Raw genomic sequence first — 16728 nt, forward strand, 5'->3', positions numbered from 1 at the left:
TCTTAAATTCGCTGACAAACAGTCAAAAAAATTGAATGAAATTGTCAATTTACTCCGCTATCCATCGTGAGTCAGACGCCTATAATGACACACATCGAGAGAACATCTTCTCTCTTCCTTAAACCAACTGGAGTTAATTACCATGAAAAACGTTAAATTAATCGCTGCCGCCGCCGTACTGTCCGCTTTATCCTTCAGCTCTTTTGCCGCAGAGCAGGTTGACAGAACTAAGACAGAAAATTTGGATAAGATTGGCACCGTTTCCGCCAGCAGCGCTATCAGCCTGACCGCACTGGAGAGCCAGCTTGCCGCAAAGGCGGACGCCCAGGGCGCCAGCTATTACTACATCGTTTCCGCTTCCGGTAACAACAGGGTCAGCGGCACGGCGATTATCTACAAGTAACGCCTAGGGCGTGTCCCGTAACTCTCTTCCCTCATTACGACGTTTCATCATTTTCTGTACTTCCTGTCTTTCACTCCGCTTACGCGGAGTGTTTTTTATTCTCTCTTTTCTAAACTGCATCTTCGTCCAGGTTAACGCCGGGCAGCGCCACCCGGACGATGGTCAGACGCATCGTCGGCCTTTTCGCCAGCCTGACGGCGTAAAAGCGCGCGACGCAAAATCCGGCGGCCGCGCCAAACGCAGCGCCAACCACGGCGGCCAGATCGGTTCCGGCCCAAAAATAAAGCAGGGAAGAAAACAGCAGGATGCCTAAAAGCGGCACCATATAGACCAGTAGAGCGGAAGCAATCAGGCTGGATTCGGGAATCGCCAGCTCCACGCGCTGCCCCGGAAGCAGCGGCTGGGCATAGTCGACCTTCAGTTCGTGGATGCCGTTAGGCCCAAGCTTGCTCAAAGCTCGCGTTCCGCAGCTGGCGGAGGAACGGCAGCCGCTGCATCCGGAGCGCTGCTCGCAGCGCAGCGTCGCCACCCCTTGCTGCCAGTCGACGACGGTAGCCCATTCGCTCAGCATATCTGGCGCGCTCTAGTTAAAAACGACGCCGTCGGCAATGCGTTTTGCCGTAGCGGGAGGAAGCTCGCCGATAACGGTAATTTCGACGTTATTGCGAGTTTCGGTATGAATTGTCCGCCGTCCCTGCCGCAGCTGGTGCTCGCCGGACTGATAGCCGGTCGGCGTAATGCTTAAAGAGAAGCTGAACAGGCCGTCGGAAAACAGGCGCGACTCAACGACCGTGTTTAAATTAGGTACGCCGTGGCGGCTGCGGGACGATTCGGTAAATCCGACCGGCAGCCAGCCGGCCTTCCAGTTGAGGGAAAGCTTGTCGCCGGAAGGGATAGAGAGCAGCGGCGGCATATCGGGTAAAGCGCCGCTTGCCATCTTCTCACGCACGCTGTCGCCGGCAGTAAAGGCGATAACGCGAAACTGCTCCAGCGTGTCGCCGTCGCGATCGATAAGATCCGCCCGCAGCGGCAGCCTGGTTTCCGTATCCAGCCATACCGCGTAGCTATAGCGCAGTCCGTCTCGAGGAACGACTCTCACCACGTCGCACAGGCGGTTGGCAATGCGCGAGCGCCCGACTTTAACGAAGTCATAGTAGCGCTCAAGGCGAGCGATATCGGCAAACACCAGCGCCGGCAGCGAATCAACGATGTGATCGCCGCGAATGCTGAACGGCTCCATACCCGGTTCAAAATAGCTGACTTCGGATCCGCGCATGATGGCTTCGCGCTGCGGGCCGTCCATGTTAATCATCTGGACCAGCGGCTGACCGTTTTGCAAAGAGTGGCTGTACTGGAGAGACTCAACGCCCATCTTGCTGACGTTGATATAGGAAAGCTCATAGCTCATCGCCCGGCTGGCGGAGGTCATTTCCTCAAGCAGCGCTTCGGTTGAGCCTTGCGGATTAGCAAATGCCGGGGAGACTAATCCCCCCAGCAAACTACAGAGAATAAAAGCAGCTGACTTCATCGACTACTGGGATAACCCTTGTTGTGCAGACTGACCGTTGTTAGCGCTAGAGCTTGCGGACGGCTGTACCGTTTTTAACTGTTCAGCATGCAAACGGCGCTGCAGTTCATAGTCCTGCAAAATAGCGTTAATGCGCTTACGCTGTTCCGATGCCTGCTGATTAATGTTTTGCGCGCCTTCGGTCGCAACGTCAAAGCTGACCGGCGACGCCTGGCCGCTTAAAGGCACCGTATTGAAGACGGGAGCATCCGGAGCGCCCTCTTCGCCGTGCTGATTAAACTGCTGCACGCCGACGATCACGGCTAGAGATACGCAGGCGGCGACGGCCACTTGCCCCATTTGGGAAAACCACGGGCGAACCTTATGCCAAAACGGCATTTTCTGCCAGGTTGACGGATGCGGCTGTGAAATCTCGGGTTGGGAGACATCAGAGAGCTCAGGCTCAAGAGCGAGTGCAGCGGACACTTTATCGGCAATATCCAAATGGACTACGTCGCCGATATCCCCGCGCATCGTATCGCGAATCAGGTGGTAGCGATGCCAGCTTTGTTGAAGCGTTCTATCTTGAGACAGTTGTTCGATCGTTTCACTGTCGATCGATTCCCCGTCCATCAGAGCGGAAAGCTTTTCTTTTTGCATGCCTTATACCCTTTTTCTTTTTTACAACATCCCAATTGCCTAAAAACACAGCTAACGCTGTATCAACGGTTGTACTTTATTATCAATCGCCTCTCGAGCTCTGAAGATGCGGGAGCGAACGGTGCCTACCGGACAGTCCATGATTTCCGCAATCTCTTCGTAGCTCAAACCATCGATTTCCCGCAGGGTGATTGCCATTTTCAGGTCTTCCGGCAGCGCCTCGATGGTGCTAAAAACGATTCTCTTCAGTTCCTCAGACAACATTAAGTTCTCAGGGTTCGAAATTTCTTTCAATGCGCTCGCATTTTCAAAATTTTCTGCGTCCCCCGCGTCTACATCGCTGGACGGCGGGCGGCGCCCCTGGGCAACCAGGTAATTCTTTGCCGTGTTCACCGCAATGCGGTATAGCCAGGTATAAAACGCGCTGTCTCCACGGAAAGAGGCCAACGCCCTGTAAGCTTTAATAAACGACTCCTGCGCCACGTCGGAAACGTCCGCCTGCGGCACATAGCGGGAAACGAGGCCCGCAACTTTACTCTGGTAACGGACAACCAGAATATTAAATGCCGCCTTGTCTCCTCTTTGGACTCGTTCAACCAACGCTTGGTCGGTTACTTGCTCGCTCATCCGAGGTAATGCTCCTCAACTATCTCGATGCGTACTTATTGCTGACCCGTTTTTTATCTTCACTTTGAGCAAGCAATCGTTAGAAACCCATTATTGCAATAAGTTCCATAGCGTTACGCGATACTGTTATTGTTTACTAATTATTCAACCAGCCAGCGCCGCTATTTCACTTTTCATTTTACCCGCCAGGCCGCAGCCTAAGGCGTTATAGATTAACACAAAGTTTACCATTAAACCGCAAACTTACTTGTCTTGACACAGAGGATTCGCGCTTCTTTATTAATTTTAGAGTCTATTTCAATTTATTTTGGAACCTTCCCGCTCAACGGCTTAAAAAGATAAGTAGAAATCCCGCGTTAAGTGCTTAAAGGCTTCCGTATAGCTGCGCCCGTCCGGTTCTCGTATAAACAGGTGCGTCTCATCGGTTGAGCACGGCGTTTTCACCAGTTCCAGCAGCGTAACGTAGGGCGAACGCCCTTCGCGATGGCTTACCCAGGCCCGGCGTCGAACAAACCATCCGATCTCTCGCGCAGTTTCCTGCAGCGACGCCGCCTGCGCGACCGGTAGGATCAGAGAAAACGCCCCTTGCGGCGCCAGCAGCGCGTCGGCGCAGCAAAGAAGGTCGCGATGGCTGAGCGCCGCCGTATAGCGCGCCTTTGCCCTTGGCGTATCGCGACATTCACACCCTTGTTCAAAGTAGGGAGGATTGCTGACAATCACCTCGTAGCCGCCGGGGTTTTCCTGCCCGAACGCTTTTATATCCTTCCGAAATACGCGAATGCGCTGCGGCCAGGGCGACGCCGCCGCGTTTTCTTGCGCCTGTAGGGCGGCGGCGTCGTCGATTTCAACCGCGTCCAGTACGACGTCGTCCCCGCTGCGCTGCGCCAGCATCAATGCCAGCAGCCCGGTTCCGGTTCCAATATCCAGAACGCGACGACACGAGCCGCCGATCGCCGTCCAGCTTCCCAAAAGAATGCCGTCGGTCGTCACCTTCATGCCGCACCTGTCGTGCGCAACAAAAAAGCGTTTGAACGTAAAGCCGCCTCGGCGATGCGCTATCGCCCCTTTTTCTGTCTTCATCTCTCTGCCCAGCGGAATGTTCGCTTTTTATCGCCCGTCGTCAACGCGGTAAAAGGTCGATTTTAACCAAAAATGGGGGCGAATGCGCCATATGCAAGCGGCTTAAATAAAAGCGCCGTCGCCTCTGACGGCCCTATGCCGAAGAAAGAAGAGAGGAAGATCGACAATAACGGGTGAAGATCCCGCATAATACATCTATAATCGGCGCCCCAAGCAGAGGTAGACCATGACCGTATTAGACTTTTCCGCACTAGAACTCGACCAGCCGCTGTTAGACGCCCTCAGCGACAAAGGCTACGCTCGCCCTACGGCGATCCAGGCAGTGGCAATTCCGCCCGCAATGGAAGGACGCGACGTCCTCGGCTCCGCGCCGACCGGCACGGGTAAAACCGCCGCGTACCTGCTTCCGGCGCTTCAGCACCTGCTCGACTCGCCGCGTAAAAAGTCGGGCCCGCCGCGCGTTTTAATCCTGACGCCGACCCGCGAGCTCGCCATGCAGGTTGCCGACCAGGCCCGCGAGCTGGCTGCCCACACCCATCTGGACATCGCGACCATTACCGGCGGCGTCGCCTACATGAACCACGCCGAAGTGTTCAGCGAGAATCAGGACATCGTGGTCGCCACCACGGGGCGGCTTTTGCAGTATATAAAGGAAGAGAACTTTGACTGCCGCGCGGTTGAGATCCTTATTCTGGACGAAGCGGACCGCATGCTGGACATGGGCTTTGCTCAGGACATCGAACACATTGCCGGAGAAACCCGCTGGCGCGAGCAGACGATGCTCTTTTCCGCGACGCTGGAAGGGGAAGCGATTAACGACTTCGCCGAGCGCCTGCTCAAAGATCCCGTTCGCGTAGAGGCCGAGTCGTCTCGCCGCGAGAAAAACAAAATCCACCAGTGGTACTATCGCGCCGACGATCTGACCCACAAAACCGCCCTGCTCAGCCACTGGCTCAAGCAGCCGGAAGTCAGCAAGTCGATAGTCTTCGTGCGCAAGCGCGAAAGGCTGCACGAGCTGGTCCGCTGGCTGCGAGAGGCCGACATCAAGTGCTTCTATATAGAAGGCGAGATGGTGCAGGCCAAGCGCAACGAGGCCATCAAGCGCCTGCAGGACGGTACGGTGCGAGTGCTGGTTGCAACCGACGTCGCCGCTCGCGGGCTGGACATTCAGGACATCAGCCACGTCTTCAACTACGACATGCCGCGCACTGCCGATACCTATTTACACCGCATTGGCCGCACCGGCCGGGCGGGGAAAAAGGGCGTCGCCGTCTCTTTTGTTGAAGCGCACGACCACCCGCTGCTGGAAAAGATAGAACGCTACCTGAAAGAGCCGGTCAAAATGCGGGTCATCGACGAGCTTCGGCCCACGACCAAAACGCCAAAGCCCGGCGACCACAAGCCGTCTAAAAAGGCCAAGGCCAAAGCGGCGGAGAAGCGTAAAGAAAAGAGCAAAGAGAAGAAGGTGAAGGTTCGCCATCGCGACAGCAAGAACGTCGGCAAACGCCGCAAGCCGTCCGCGGACGCTGAGTCAAGCCAAAGCTAACGCTTTCTCAACGCATAAAAAAGGCCGCTTGCGAAAGCGGCCTTTTCATATCCTAAGCGCAGTAAATTACAGGCTTTCGGTGAAAGTACGGGTAATGACGTCGCGCTGCTGCTCCGGCGTCAGAGAGTTGAAGCGTACCGCATAGCCTGAAACGCGGATGGTCAGCTGCGGATATTTTTCCGGGTTGTTTACCGCGTCTTCCAGAGTTTCGCGGCTCAGAACGTTAACGTTCAGGTGCTGACCGCCTTCAACGCGAACGGTCGGCTTGACTTCCATCGGAACTTCACGATATTCGAACTGGCCCAGTTGGCTCACAGGCACAACCTGATCTTCCACATAGTCAGCCTTAGCACAAACGCAGCGAGCTTCTGACGCTTCGTTGTCTAACAGCCAGAAAGAGTTCAACAGTGCGGCGTTGTCTGCTTTAGTAATTTGAATACCAGTAATCATTTGGTGCCTCCATCAGTATTTAAAATCGACGTCCTCTGAGCGCTGGGAAACAACAAACTCTCTTTTGCAGCGCACCTGTAGGACCAACCAGCTTGCTATATCCTCTTATATAACAGTGAAATTAGAGGAATTCTTTGATAAAAATCAATTTTAAAAAATCGTAAATTCATCCAACTTCTACAATTTTTTGTTTTGCATCAATTTTTACCATTTTAACCCCTTTAATTATTTTTGTAAATTTTCAAATTTTTTTATAACCCGGCGCCGTACGGTGGGGAAATTGATAAAAAAGCTCATCATTATTTTGGCCTTACGGTATGATTTCGGTAACTTCCGCTCCCAAAAGTAAAGGAGACGCTGATGAGCGATAAACTGACGTGGAAAGACGTGATTGGTCAGGAGAAAACCCAGCCCTATTTTCAAGACACGCTGAAGTTCGTCGCCTGCGAACGCGCGGCGGGCAAGGCTATCTATCCCCCTCAGAAGGACGTCTTTAACGCCTTCAGTTCAACGGAACTGGCGGACGTTAAGGTCGTCATTTTGGGGCAAGACCCATACCACGGCCCCAATCAGGCCCACGGGCTTTCATTTTCCGTACTGCCGGGCATCCAGCCACCGCCCTCGCTGGTCAACATGTATAAAGAGCTAAGCCAAGACATTCCGGGCTTTCATATTCCTAACCACGGCTATCTGCAAAGCTGGGCCGATCAGGGCGTGATGCTGCTCAATACGGTGCTCACGGTGGAGCGCGGCCAGGCCCACTCTCACGCGAGCCTGGGCTGGGAAACCTTCACGGATAAAGTGATCGCCGCCCTCAACGACCATCGCGACGGCATCGTCTTCCTGCTGTGGGGCTCCCACGCGCAGAAAAAAGGGCGCATTATCGACCGCAGCCGCCACCACGTGCTGACGGCGCCGCACCCTTCCCCGCTGTCCGCCCACCGAGGGTTTCTGGGCTGCCGCCACTTTTCACAGGCCAACGCGCTGCTGGAGAAACAGGGGCTAACGCCGATAGATTGGCAGTTGCCAGATCTTTGATGGGTAGAGAATCTGTTAAATAAGCTTCAGAGGATATTCCGGCCGAAAATACTATTTGCCAATATAACCATTGTGCTCGGCCGGAAAGGCGCTTGTATTAAGCTTGGGAGAGCTGCGGGCCTACCGTCCCTAGGGGCACTTCGTTGGCTTACGCCAAGTCGACCCCAACGGAACGCTCTCCCGCAGTTCAGCGCCGCATGTAAGAAAAATAAGAGCCGCATTCGCGGCTCTTTCTGTTTATAGCTTTATACTTCGCGCCTAAACGATTATTCCAGCTTCATCGGATATTCGCGCTTGTATTCGCCGGTCAGGGAGGTCAGGAAGGCGACGATGTCGTCGACGTCTTTCTTCGGCAGCTCGTTTTCCAGCTGGAACTTCAGCATCATTTCAACCGCGCCCTGCAGCGAGTTAATGCTGCCGTCGTGCAGGTAAGGCGCCGTTAGTTCGACGTTACGCAGCGTCGGTACCTTGAAGCGGAAGCGATCGCGGTCGAAGGTGGTGAAGTTAAAGCGGCCCAGGTCGGCGTCGGTAATGGCGTTGCCGCGCGCGGCGAAGTAGTCTTCCTTCAGGCCCATCATTTCAAACGACTGGCCGCCCAGGTTTTTACCCACGTGGCAGGTGTCGCACTTGTTGTCTTTAAACAGCTGGAAGCCGCGCTTTTGCTGCGCCGTCAGGGCGGCATCATCCCCTTTCATATAGCGGTCGAAAGGCGAGTTGGGCGTTACCAGCGTCTTTTCGAACTCGGCGATGGCGTCGGTGATGGTGCCCGCCGTAAAGCCTTCCGGATACACTTTGGTAAACTCGGCGCTCAACGCCGGGTCTTTCGCCAATTTACCAATAATCTGATCCCAAGACTCTGAGCCCATCTCAATCGGATTCAGCGGCGGCCCGCCGGCCTGCTCTTGCAGGTTTTTCGCCCGGCCGTCCCAGAACTGCTCGACGTTATAGACAGAGTTAAACACGGTCGGCGCGTTGATCGGCCCCATTTGGCCCCTGATCCCCTTGGACGTCACCATGTTGTCTACGCCGCCGGAAGAGAGGCGGTGACAGGTTTCACAAGACAGCGTGTCATCCCCCGACAGGCGATTGTCGTGATAAAGGATTGAACCCAATACCACCTTTTCGACGTTCACCTTCATCGGCTCAGGCAGAGGCTGAACGGCTTCGTTCTTAAACTCGTCCCTCACCCCTTTCGTGACGTAGTAGGCAGCCCGCTGCGCTTTTGCCCAGTTGAGAACGGCATCACGGTCTTCCGTGCTCATACCGCCGTTCCAATGTACGGCGGTATAGCGGGTTGGCGGCATATTGTCGTCTTTAACAACGCGTTCAATCTTGGCCAGATCGGACTCCGGCGCGGCCGTTCCGTTAACCAGGCTATCCATCGTAGCCTGTAGGTTAAAGTGAACGTAGCCCATCTTGACGTCATGAGTCATCAGCTGTTTCGCGATGGGAAATGACGCATAAAAAGGCATATCGGCGTTCGCCGTGTGGCAATACTCACAGCCGCGCTGGTAGAAGATCTCTCGCACCTTCGCATCGCCTTTCGGCGTTGCGGTGGCGATCAGTCGAGCGCTTCGGTCTTTGTCATAATTGTAAATATAAGCGGCGGTTCCCAGGTAACCGATAATGCCGACGGCACACGCGCCTATGAAGAGCTTCTTTATCATAGATACCCCACATCCTGCTTCGTTTTAATAAGTGCTATGAGAAAAATCCCTCTCATGAAGAAAAAAGAAAAGCGGGGAAATTATCGGCGCTGACGCAAAATGCGAATTGATAGGGATCAATTACAACCGGCAGTCGTACCTATCGTTAGAATAGGAGGGGGCTATCAATAAATTATTTATATTCAATGAGTTGTTTAAGGGGCTACTGAAACGAATCACCCCTTCAAACGGGATGGAAAAGCGGTAAGAGGCGACGTTTCACACAACGCCGCCTTTTTATAGCAAGGCTTACTTAGATACGGCGACCATCGCCGGGCGAATCAGGCGACCGTTCAGGGTGTAGCCCTTTTGCATCACCATCATTACGTGATTAGGCGCATGGTCGGCGGATTCAAGCATCGTCATGGCCTGATGCAGCTCGGGGTTAAACGGCACGTTAACCTCTTCTACCGGCTCAACGCCAAACTTGCGCACCGCGCCCAAAAGCGATTTCAACGTCAGCTCAACGCCTTCAGTAAAGGTCGCCATGTCCGGGTTTTCTCTATCGGTTGAGCTCAAGGCGCGCTCGAGGTTATCGATAACCGGCAGCAGCTCGGCGGCAAACTTTTCCAACGCGAACTTGTGAGCCTTTTCGACGTCCTGCTCGGCACGGCGGCGGGCGTTCTCAACTTCGGCGCGGGCGCGAAGCGCGCTCTCTTTTTCCTGCTGCTGAGCCAGAGCCAGCTGAGCCTCCAGGTTTTCAATACGCTCAAGGTACTGGCTGGCGATATCTGTCTCTGCGGCCGGCTCAGCGGCGTCCACTTGCTGATGCTCGTCATTTATCTCTTCTGAGACTTGCTCATTAGGGGTGTTTTGTTCTTTACTACTCATGTCTATCTCCGCAGTTTGGCATTACGCTTGCTTATTTTTGTATATTATGGGGATGAAAAACGACGAATCAAGGAAGTCGTTCATATTCTCCTGGAAACAATAAATGAATCATAACGCGTTCAGTTGCATTGGATTAGTTGGACATCCCCGCCACCCGGCGGCGTTAGCCACCCACAAGGCGCTCTACCAGTGGCTTATCTCGCGGGGCTACGAGGTTATCGTCGAGCAGCAGATCGCCGGTGAGCTCGAGCTTCAGGGCGCAACCACCGGCAGTCTGTCGGAAATCGGCCAAGAGGCGGATTTAGCGGTCGTTATCGGCGGCGACGGCAACATGCTGGGCGCGGCGCGCATTCTTTCGCGATACGATATCAAAGTGATCGGCGTAAACCGCGGCAACCTCGGCTTTTTAACCGATTTAAACCCGGACAACGTTCAGCAGCAGCTGGCCGAGGTGCTGGAAGGCGACTACATCAGCGAAACGCGCTTTCTGCTCGAAGCCCAGCTTCACCGGGCCAATCAGCCAACCCGCACCAGCACGGCGATAAACGAAGTGGTGCTGCACCCCGGCAAAGTGGCCCACATGATCGAGTTTGAGGTCTATATTGACGATAACTTTGCCTTCTCCCAGCGCTCCGACGGCCTGATTATCTCTACGCCGACCGGTTCTACCGCCTATTCCCTTTCCGCCGGCGGCCCTATCCTTACGCCGACGCTGGACGCCATCGCGCTGGTACCGATGTTCCCCCATACGCTAACGTCGCGCCCGCTGGTGATTAACGGCACCAGCACCATTAATTTGCGCTTTGCCCACTACAGCAGGGATCTGGAAATCAGCTGCGACAGCCAAATCGCCCTGCCCATCCAGAAGGATGAGCACGTCATCATTAAGCGAAGCGAAGCCCAGCTGCACCTGATCCACCCTAAAAACTACAGCTATTACAATACGCTAAGCACCAAGCTCGGCTGGTCGAAAAAATTGTTCTAAAAGCGCACGATCCGCTTTACTGTATAAAAAACCAGTTTATACTGTACGTAATTACAGTGGCTGGTTTTTTGTTTTTATTAATACGGGAATAGGATCATGCTGGCACAGTTAACCATTAGCAACTTCGCCATCGTCCGCGAGCTGGAAATCGACTTTCACGCCGGCATGACGGCAATCACCGGCGAAACCGGCGCGGGTAAGTCTATCGCCATCGACGCGCTGGGGCTCTGCCTTGGCGGCCGATCTGAAGCCGCTATGGTGCGCGCAGGCGCCGGCCGGGCCGACGTCAGCGCCCGCTTCTCCCTGAAAGACGCGCCCGCCGCCCGCACGTGGCTGGAGGAAAACCAGCTGGACGACCAGCAGGAGTGCATCCTGCGCCGGGTGGTCAGCGCCGACGGCCGCTCGCGGGGCTTTATCAACGGCACCGCCGTGCCGGTTTCCCAACTGCGCGAGCTTGGCCAGCTGCTGATTCAAATCCACGGCCAGCACGCCCACCAGCTGCTGCTAAAGCCCGATCATCAAAAGCGCCTGCTCGACGCCTACGCCCATCAAACCGACCTGATGGCCGAAATGAAGCAGGCCTACCGCCAGTGGCACCAAAGCTGCGCCGAGCTCGCGCAGTATCAGCAGCAAAGCCTGGAGCAGGAGTCCCGCCTGCAGCTTTTGCAGTACCAGCTCAAAGAGCTGAACGACTTCGCCCCTCAGGCAGGGGAATATGAGCAAATCGACGAAGAGCACAAGCGGTTGTCCAACGGCGGTCAGCTGCTTTCCCTCAGTCAGGACGCCCTCCAGCTGCTGGCGGAAAACGACGAGCAAAACGTGTTGAGCATGCTCAACCACGCCAAGCACAGCCTGCAGGAGCTGGCCGCCATCGACGGCAAAATGGGCGAACTGTTGAACATGCTGGAAGAGGCCTCTATTCAGGTCAGCGAAACCAGCGAAGAGCTTCGCCACTATGCAGAGAGGATGGAAATCGATCCCGTTCGCCTTTACGAACTGGAGCAGCGCCTCTCGCGCCAAATCGCGCTGGCCCGCAAGCACCACATTGCGCCCGAACAGCTGCCGGAGCTGCATCAGCAGCTGCTGGACGAGTTCGCGCAAATCAGCCGCCATGAGGAAAACTACGAAGCGCTGGTTCAGGACGTCGAACGCCACCACCGGTTCGCACTGGAAGTGGCAAAACGCCTGCACCTGTTGCGCATCGAATCCGCAGGCGAACTGGCGTCGCTGATTACTGACAGCATCCACGCCCTCGCCATGCCGCACGGCCAGCTGACCGTTGAGGTCAAGTGGCAGCCGGAGCACCTCAGCGTTGAAGGGGCCGATCGCATCGAGTTTCTGGTTAGCACCAACCCCGGTCAACCTCAGGCTCCGCTCGCCAAGGTCGCCTCCGGCGGCGAACTGTCGCGCATCGCGCTAGCTGTTCAGGTGATCACGGCGCAGAAGATGGAAACGCCGGCGCTGATTTTCGACGAAGTGGACGTCGGCATCAGCGGCCCAACCGCCGCCACCGTCGGCAAGCTGCTTCGCCAGCTGGGGGAATCAACGCAGGTGATGTGCGTCACCCACCTGCCGCAGGTCGCCGGCAGCGGGCACCACCACTTCTACGTGAACAAGCGCACCGACGGCGCGCAGACGGAAACCGACATGACGCTGTTAGACAAAGCGGCCCGCCTGCAGGAACTGGCCCGCCTGCTGGGCGGCAGCGAAATCACCCGCAACACGCTGGCCAACGCCAAAGAGCTGCTGGCGGCCTGAAAAAATAAACGTCGCCCGCCCCAACTTTTTGGTAAAAGCGCAGTCAAAAATAAACGCATCGCCCTGCCGGTGCGTTTTTTTATATAATGGACTGATAAACAGTACGATGAAGGTTTCCAAATGCCGCAAGGTCTATTATCATCGTCAGCCTACGTTCTAAAGGAAAGTATACTATGCGCTGCAAACTGCTGACTGCCGTCGTCATGGCGATTGGACTAGTAACAACCGGATGCTCTACGTTAGAGAAGGTGGTCTATCGTCCGGACATCAACCAGGGCAACTACTTAACGCCCGATGACGTCGCGAAAGTGCAAAAGGGCATGAGCAAACAGCAGGTGGCCTATATTCTCGGCACGCCGATGCTGCACGACCCGTTTGGCTCTGAAACCTGGTATTACGTTTTCCGCCAACAGCCGGGGCATCAGGACGTTTCTCAGCAGACCCTGACGCTGACCTTTGACAGCGGCGGTACGCTGACCAGCATCACTAACGACACCTCGATGACGAAGCAGGAAAACTGATCTTCTTTAACGCGGTAGCGATGAATTACAAAACAGGGCCTCTATGAGGCCCTGTTTTTTGACTTCTCCGCCCGCATTCGCCGCAGCTCCTTTGGGTCGGCAATCAGCGGCCGGTAAATCTCCACCCGGTCGCCCTCTTTCACTTCGTCCGTAAGCTTGGCCGCCCGGCTAAAGATGCCGACCTTATTAACCCCCAGGTCGATATCCTGCCTGGTCTCCAGCAGGCCCGACATGCGGATGGCCTCTTCGACCGTCGTTCCCTGCGGCACGCAAAGCGGCTTCAGGAACTGCTTTTCCGGCAGCGCGTAGACGACCTCGATGTTAACGTCCGACAACGTACACCTCCTTCGCCCGCTTGATAAAGGCCTGAACCATGTTTTGCGTCAGCTCGTTGAAGATGCGCCCAAAGGCAATTTCTACCAGGCGGCTGCTGAACTCAAACTCCAGCGCAAACTCGATTTTACAGGCGTCGTCTCCCAGCGGGGTAAAGTGCCAGCCGCCCTGTAGCGTCTTAAACGGCCCGTCCACCAGCGTCATGTCGATAACGGAGTCCACCACCATGCGGTTGCTGGTCGTGAAGGTTTTGCGTATCCCTACTTTCGCCACGTCGATAGAGGCCACCATGGTCGTTTCGGTTTGCTCGTGGATCCGGCTGCCGACGCAACCCGGCAAAAACTGCGGATAAGAGAGCACGTCGTTAGCTAAATGATACATCTGCCCGGCGCTATAGTTGACCAGAGCCGAACGCTTGATACGCTGCATGATACTTCCTGACTAAATCGGGTTTGAAAAAGAGTTAAGGCAAAAACAAAAACGCCGCAAATCATACCACCTAACGCCCGCCGGCCCAAACGCCTTCCATGCGCCACGCCCTCCCCTATAGGGGGTAGCCGCACTTCCTTTGGCGCGTAAAAAATCGCGCGGCCGACGGGCGCGAGGGATATCTTTCGGCTCATCATTCAGTATAATAAAAACCACTATGACTAAGAAAAAAGCCTACAAACCCGGTTCCGCAACCATTGCGATGAACAAACGCGCGCGCCACGAATACTTCATTGAGGAAGAAATCGAGGCCGGCCTCTCCCTACAGGGGTGGGAAGTCAAATCCATGCGCGCCGGTAAAGCCAACATCGGCGACAGCTATGTCGTTTTCCGCAACGGCGAAGCCTACCTGTTCGGCGCCAGCATCATTCCGCTGAACGTGGCCTCTTCGCACATCGTCTGCGACCCAACCCGCACCCGCAAGCTGCTGCTGAGCCGCAAAGAGCTCGACAAGCTGTTCGGCCTGGCCAATCGCGACGGCTACACCATCGTCGCCCTCTCCCTATACTGGAAGAACGCCTGGGCGAAGGTCAAAATCGGCGTCGCCAAGGGCAAGCAGGTGCACGACAAGCGCACGGACATCAAAGAGCGCGAGTGGCAGCTGGACAAAGCGCGCATTATGAAGCACGCCAACCGCTAAGCCGCTGGCGTAACGGTGTGAAATTCTGATATACTTGTTTTAACACTCTGGGCCTGATTCTGGATTCGACGGGATTTGCGAAACCCAAGGTGCATGCCGAGGTGCGGTAGGCCTCGTTAACAAACCGCAAAAAAATAGTCGCAAACGACGAAAACTACGCACTAGCAGCTTAATAACCTGCTTAGAGCCCTCTCTCCCTAGCTTCCGCTCTTAAGACGGGGATCAAAGAGAGGTCAAACCCAAAAGAGATCGCGCGGATGCCCTGCCTGGGGTTGAAACGTTAAAACTAATCAGGCTAGTTCGTTAGTGGCGTGTCTGTCCGCAGCTGGCGTGCGAATGTAAAGACTGGCTAAGCATGTAGTACCGACGGCGTAGAAATTTCGGACGCGGGTTCAACTCCCGCCAGGTCCACCAAAATTCTTTGTCGGTGATTACCAGAGTCATCCGATGAAGTCGAAAGCCCGCATGGTGTAAGCTGTGTGGGCTTTTTTGTGCTCTCAATTTGTCCGGCAAAGTCTGAAACCACTTGTAGTCTCTCTTTTTTACTACACAGGCATCCACAATAAACATATCAAACCCATTATTACCGCTATAATTTAAATTACTATTTTTATAAAAATGACTTTAGTGATTAGTGATGAAGTTAAGTAATTTTATAATAGAACTATTTATCTCAAACAACGGCGAAAAATAATGGATTAGTAGTAAATATCTACTGAAGAAAGGGTAAGGTGAGTATTATTTTGATGCAAACTATAGGCTCTTTTATAAAAGCTTACTATCATAAAGTAGCCTAATATCTATTAGGCTACTTACCATTAAATATCTCTTTTGAGCCAATAGTTTATTTTCCACCTTATGCGCGTTTCTTCCCTGGGTGATCAGGGTATTCACCAATTAGTAGTCGATATTTTTGAGGTAACGGAGTTAATGCTTCTGGCTCCGGAATTGGATAACGAGTAGGTGGTAATAATTTTAATATATCATTACGCTTTTTCTCATCAAAAAATTGATGCCTAATCTCTCTTGCCAAGACCTCTGATAATAGAGAAGGCACTGCATTACCGATCATTTTTTGAATATCCGATTTTGCACATTTAAAAATCAAGCCGTCAGGAAAGGTTTGTAAACGACACATTTCATACGGCGTCAACTTTCTATTTTTCCAGTGAAATGGACCAATAGATGAACCCGGTTGAGCTTGAATAGTCCAAGATGGTTGATTTTTAGCTAATTTAAGCAAAAAACTCCAATATCTAGTCCGCCACCCAAATAGGCTTTCGCCACCACCACGAGATGTGTGCCACAAATAATTTTGGCCTTCAGGAATTGTTGAAAGCAGATCCCCCCATTTTCCTCCAACTTTATATGCAGAATAGTCCTGTTCTTGGTTATCTAAATCACCAATAGCATCCCAAGCGGTCCGATAACATTCTTTACCAAATAGATACGCTTTTTTTTCATCTTCATGTGTGCTTTCAGGAAAAACAAAATCTTTCCCATCACGGCTTCCTATCAGAAAAACACGCTCTCGATTTTGAGGAACACCAAAATTAGCAGCATTAAGGGCTTTCCAACTTACTTTATAATTCGTCCCTACTTCATTATTAATATTTTTTATGCCACTTAAAAGATGCTGCAAACCTTCATCTTTACCTTTGTATACAAGTCCTGCTACATTTTCAATCAAAAAAGACTTGGGTTGAGTGTCTCGCAAAACTCTAAGATAAGCAGTTAGCGTGTCGGCTCTAGGATCGTCAAGGCGTAATGTATCACCATTAACCCAATAAGATGATTTAGAAAATGGTTGACATGGAGGGCCACCAATTAATATATCTATTTCCCCAACGTTAGATCCAGACTTATTAATTATTTCATCTGACGATATATTATGTATATCACCTTCAATAAGATTCCAATTAGGACGATTGAGCCGGATTGTTGAACAAGCGGCTGTATCAAGCTCAACAGCTACCACAGTATCAAAATCTGCAGCTTCAAAACCAAAATCAAGGCCACCAACCCCAGTATATAAACTGATAGCCTTAAGTCGCCGAGATCCCACAGTAGCCTCCTACAGCAAATATACAAGCGAATTCATAGATATTAAGATATAATATTAAAAGAAAAAAATTGTACTGTCAATACAATATC

18 protein-coding genes and 1 other RNA gene are annotated in these 16728 nt (G+C 53.4%); 8 read left to right on the forward strand and 11 right to left on the reverse strand.

Annotated elements, in window-relative coordinates; all coding sequences use genetic code 11:
* The first annotated feature begins 142 nt into the window (after positions 1–142).
* Entirely contained in the window at positions 143–403 is a 261-nt protein-coding gene (gene bhsA / locus V8L73_RS13100; RefSeq protein WP_027275896.1) for a multiple stress resistance protein BhsA, read from the forward strand.
* A gap of 109 nt (positions 404–512) precedes the next feature.
* Here bhsA and rseC read toward each other — a convergent pair whose 3' ends face one another.
* From rseC to V8L73_RS13125, 5 genes are all read right to left on the reverse strand, one after another.
* Positions 513–974, reverse strand: coding sequence for a SoxR-reducing system protein RseC (gene rseC / locus V8L73_RS13105; protein WP_261832271.1), 462 nt, complete (start codon positions 972–974; stop codon positions 513–515).
* Between the two features lie 12 nt (positions 975–986).
* Positions 987–1931, reverse strand: a complete 945-nt coding sequence (rseB, locus tag V8L73_RS13110) for a sigma-E factor regulatory protein RseB (protein WP_036037990.1) — start codon at positions 1929–1931, stop codon at positions 987–989.
* Positions 1932–1934: 3 nt separating this feature from the next.
* Entirely contained in the window at positions 1935–2570 is a 636-nt protein-coding gene (gene rseA, locus V8L73_RS13115) for an anti-sigma-E factor RseA (protein ID WP_051155831.1), read from the reverse strand.
* A gap of 51 nt (positions 2571–2621) precedes the next feature.
* On the reverse strand, positions 2622–3197 hold the full coding sequence (gene rpoE, locus V8L73_RS13120) for an RNA polymerase sigma factor RpoE (protein ID WP_027275893.1): 576 nt from the start codon (positions 3195–3197) through the stop codon (positions 2622–2624).
* Between the two features lie 330 nt (positions 3198–3527).
* Positions 3528–4277: a tRNA1(Val) (adenine(37)-N6)-methyltransferase gene (locus V8L73_RS13125; RefSeq protein ID WP_347253189.1), complete on the reverse strand. Its 750-nt coding sequence runs from the start codon at positions 4275–4277 to the stop codon at positions 3528–3530.
* 226 nt (positions 4278–4503) lie between these two features.
* Between V8L73_RS13125 and srmB the strand changes: the two genes are divergently transcribed.
* Complete coding sequence (srmB, locus tag V8L73_RS13130) at positions 4504–5823, forward strand: ATP-dependent RNA helicase SrmB (protein ID WP_027275891.1); 1320 nt, start codon at positions 4504–4506, stop codon at positions 5821–5823.
* A gap of 66 nt (positions 5824–5889) precedes the next feature.
* Here the strand turns inward: srmB and grcA are convergent, their stop codons facing one another.
* Positions 5890–6273: an autonomous glycyl radical cofactor GrcA gene (grcA, locus tag V8L73_RS13135; RefSeq protein ID WP_027275890.1), complete on the reverse strand. Its 384-nt coding sequence runs from the start codon at positions 6271–6273 to the stop codon at positions 5890–5892.
* Between the two features lie 360 nt (positions 6274–6633).
* Here grcA and ung point away from each other — a divergent pair, with 360 nt between their 5' ends.
* A complete protein-coding gene (ung, locus tag V8L73_RS13140) occupies positions 6634–7311 on the forward strand; it encodes a uracil-DNA glycosylase (protein ID WP_027275889.1) in 678 nt (225 codons plus the stop codon).
* A gap of 266 nt (positions 7312–7577) precedes the next feature.
* On the opposite strand, the gene V8L73_RS13145 is transcribed toward ung, so the two are convergent.
* Together V8L73_RS13145 and grpE are read right to left on the reverse strand one after the other, a co-directional pair.
* On the reverse strand, positions 7578–8978 hold the full coding sequence (locus V8L73_RS13145) for a cytochrome-c peroxidase (RefSeq protein WP_261832276.1): 1401 nt from the start codon (positions 8976–8978) through the stop codon (positions 7578–7580).
* Between the two features lie 288 nt (positions 8979–9266).
* Positions 9267–9848, reverse strand: coding sequence for a nucleotide exchange factor GrpE (gene grpE, locus V8L73_RS13150; protein WP_347253190.1), 582 nt, complete (start codon positions 9846–9848; stop codon positions 9267–9269).
* Positions 9849–9951: 103 nt separating this feature from the next.
* Here grpE and nadK point away from each other — a divergent pair, with 103 nt between their 5' ends.
* From nadK to bamE, 3 genes are all read left to right on the forward strand, one after another.
* Entirely contained in the window at positions 9952–10833 is an 882-nt protein-coding gene (nadK, locus tag V8L73_RS13155; protein ID WP_261832278.1) for an NAD(+) kinase, read from the forward strand.
* Between the two features lie 96 nt (positions 10834–10929).
* Entirely contained in the window at positions 10930–12591 is a 1662-nt protein-coding gene (recN, locus tag V8L73_RS13160) for a DNA repair protein RecN (RefSeq protein WP_347253191.1), read from the forward strand.
* A 173-nt stretch (positions 12592–12764) separates the two neighbouring features.
* Positions 12765–13112, forward strand: a complete 348-nt coding sequence (bamE, locus tag V8L73_RS13165; protein ID WP_347253192.1) for an outer membrane protein assembly factor BamE — start codon at positions 12765–12767, stop codon at positions 13110–13112.
* A 41-nt stretch (positions 13113–13153) separates the two neighbouring features.
* Here the strand turns inward: bamE and V8L73_RS13170 are convergent, their stop codons facing one another.
* Together V8L73_RS13170 and V8L73_RS13175 are read right to left on the reverse strand one after the other, a co-directional pair.
* The gene (locus V8L73_RS13170; RefSeq protein ID WP_347253193.1) at positions 13154–13447 is read right to left on the reverse strand and encodes an RnfH family protein; all 294 of its coding nucleotides are present in this window, start codon (positions 13445–13447) and stop codon (positions 13154–13156) included.
* Positions 13434–13874 (reverse strand): SRPBCC family protein, encoded by a 441-nt coding sequence (locus V8L73_RS13175; RefSeq protein WP_027275882.1) that lies wholly within the window; start codon positions 13872–13874, stop codon positions 13434–13436. Before V8L73_RS13175 ends, V8L73_RS13170 begins: the two co-directional genes overlap by 14 nt.
* A 217-nt stretch (positions 13875–14091) precedes the next feature.
* Between V8L73_RS13175 and smpB the strand changes: the two genes are divergently transcribed.
* Positions 14092–14574, forward strand: coding sequence for an SsrA-binding protein SmpB (gene smpB / locus V8L73_RS13180; RefSeq protein WP_027275881.1), 483 nt, complete (start codon positions 14092–14094; stop codon positions 14572–14574).
* 49 nt (positions 14575–14623) lie between these two features.
* Positions 14624–14988, forward strand: a transfer-messenger RNA (tmRNA) gene (gene ssrA / locus V8L73_RS13185).
* 442 nt (positions 14989–15430) lie between these two features.
* On the opposite strand, the gene V8L73_RS13190 is transcribed toward ssrA, so the two are convergent.
* On the reverse strand, positions 15431–16639 hold the full coding sequence (locus V8L73_RS13190) for a DNA (cytosine-5-)-methyltransferase (RefSeq protein WP_347253194.1): 1209 nt from the start codon (positions 16637–16639) through the stop codon (positions 15431–15433).
* Positions 16640–16728 lie beyond the last annotated feature (89 nt).

This window comes from Leminorella grimontii, from assembly GCF_039789245.1.
In the GTDB taxonomy this organism is placed as follows: Bacteria; Pseudomonadota; Gammaproteobacteria; order Enterobacterales; family Enterobacteriaceae; genus Leminorella; species Leminorella grimontii.